1 rRNA gene is annotated in these 2,599 nt (G+C 52.3%); it reads left to right on the plus strand.

What is annotated here, in order from left to right:
* A 23S ribosomal RNA gene (locus QOS03_RS09005) occupies nt 1-2,592 on the plus strand; the annotation flags it as partial.
* Nucleotides 2,593-2,599: the final 7 nt, after the last annotated feature.

A 2,599-nucleotide genomic window follows, 5' to 3' on the forward strand; every position in this document is an offset into this window, starting at 1 on the left:
GACGTAGTTGAAGTCGTTGGGAAGCGACGCCAAAGATGGTGATAGCCCAGTAAACGAAACGTCACACTCTCAGTTCAGGATCCTGAGTACGGCGGGACACGTGAAACCCCGTCGGAATCCGCGAGGACCATCTCGCAAGGCTAAATACTCCCTAGTGACCGATAGTGAACCAGTACCGTGAGGGAAAGGTGAAAAGCACCCCGGGAGGGGAGTGAAACAGTTCCTGAAACCATGTGCCTACAAGCTGTCGGAGCACATTTACGTGTGACGGCGTGCCTCTTGCAGAATGAACCGGCGAGTCATGATTGCGTGCAAGGTTAAGGTGGAAAAACCGGAGCCGCAGCGAAAGCGAGTCTGAAATGGGCGTACGAAGTACGCAGTTATGTACCCGAAACCAGGTGACCTACCCATGTCCAGGTTGAAGGTGCGGTAAAACGCACTGGAGGACCGAACCCGTATCAGTTGAAAATGGTTGGGATGAGGTGTGGGTAGCGGTGAAATTCCAAACGAACTTGGAGATAGCTGGTTCTCTCCGAAATCTCTTTAGGGGGAGCCTCGAGGTTTAGAATCATGGAGGTAGAGCACTGTTTGGACTAGGGGCCCGTCATGGGTTACTGACTTCAGATAAACTCCGAATGCCATTGATTTTTACTCGGGAGTCACACGGTGAGTGATAAGATCCATCGTGGAAAGGGGAACAGCCCAGATCATCAGCTAAGGTCCCTAAATATATGCTAAGTGGAAAAGGATGTGGAATTGCACAGACAACTAGGATGTTGGCTCAGAAGCAGCCATCATTTAAAGAGTGCGTAATAGCTCACTAGTCGAGTGACTCTGCGCCGAAAATGTACCGGGGCTAAGCATATTACCGAAGCTATGGATGCATCCTTATGGATGCGTGGTAGGAGAGCGTTCCAAGGGCGATGAAGTCAGACCGTAAGGACTGGTGGAGCGCTTGGAAGTGAGAATGCCGGTATGAGTAGCGAAAGACAGGTGAGAATCCTGTCCACCGAATGACTAAGGTTTCCTGGGGAAGGCTCGTCCTCCCAGGGTTAGTCGGGACCTAAGTCGAGGCCGAGAGGCGTAGACGATGGACAACAGGTTGATATTCCTGTACCAGTTGATTGTGCTTGAGTGATGGAGTGACGCAGAAGGCTAAGCGATCCGGACGATTGGAAGTGTCCGGCCAAGCAGCAAGTCAGTTGATGAGTCAAATGCTTATCAGCGGGTTGACAAGCTGTGACGGGGAGCGAAATTATAGTAGCGAAGTCGTTGATGTCACGCTGCCGAGAAAAGCTTCTAGCGAATAATCAACTGCCCGTACCGCAAACCGACACAGGTAGTCGAGGAGAGTATCCTAAGGTGAGCGAGCGAACTCTCGTTAAGGAACTCGGCAAAATGACCCCGTAACTTCGGGAGAAGGGGTGCTGATCGCAAGATCAGCCGCAGTGAAAAGGCCCAGGCGACTGTTTATCAAAAACACAGGTTTCTGCAAAATCGTAAGATGAAGTATAGGGGCTGACGCCTGCCCGGTGCTGGAAGGTTAAAAGGAAGAGTTAGCTTCGGCGAAGCCCTGAATTGAAGCCCCAGTAAACGGCGGCCGTAACTATAACGGTCCTAAGGTAGCGAAATTCCTTGTCGGGTAAGTTCCGACCCGCACGAAAGGCGTAACGATCTGGGCACTGTCTCAACGAGAGACTCGGTGAAATTGAATTGCCTGTGAAGATGCAGGCTACCCGCGACAGGACGGAAAGACCCCATGGAGCTTTACTGTAGCTTGATATTGAGTGCTTGTACTGCTTGTACAGGATAGGTAGGAGCCATAGAAGCCAGGACGCTAGTTTTGGCAGAGGCGTTGGTGGGATACTACCCTTGCATTATGATCACTCTAACCCGCACCACTGATCGTGGTGGGAGACAGTGTCAGGTGGGCAGTTTGACTGGGGCGGTCGCCTCCCAAAAGATAACGGAGGCGCCCAAAGGTTCGCTCAGAATGGTTGGAAATCATTCGCAGAGTGTAAAGGCACAAGCGAGCTTGACTGCGAGACAGACAGGTCGAGCAGGGACGAAAGTCGGGCTTAGTGATCCGGTGGTTCCGCATGGAAGGGCCATCGCTCAACGGATAAAAGCTACCCTGGGGATAACAGGCTTATCTCCCCCAAGAGTCCACATCGACGGGGAGGTTTGGCACCTCGATGTCGGCTCATCGCATCCTGGGGCTGTAGTCGGTCCCAAGGGTTGGGCTGTTCGCCCATTAAAGCGGTACGCGAGCTGGGTTCAGAACGTCGTGAGACAGTTCGGTCCCTATCCGTCGCGGGCGTAGGAAATTTGAGAGGACCTGTCCTTAGTACGAGAGGACCGGGATGGACATACCGCTGGTGTACCAGTTGTTCCGCCAGGAGCATCGCTGGGTAGCTATGTATGGATGAGATAAACGCTGAAAGCATCTAAGCGTGAAACTCGCCTCAAGATGAGATTTCCCATTCCTTATGGAAGTAAGACCCCTCAGAGATGATGAGGTAGATAGGATGGAAGTGGAAGTGCCGCGAGGCATGGAGCGGACCATTACTAATCGGTCGAGGACTTAACCAAGTTTTGG

Source organism: Limosilactobacillus pulli (genome assembly GCF_947381555.1).
GTDB lineage: Bacteria > Bacillota > Bacilli > Lactobacillales > Lactobacillaceae > Limosilactobacillus > Limosilactobacillus pulli.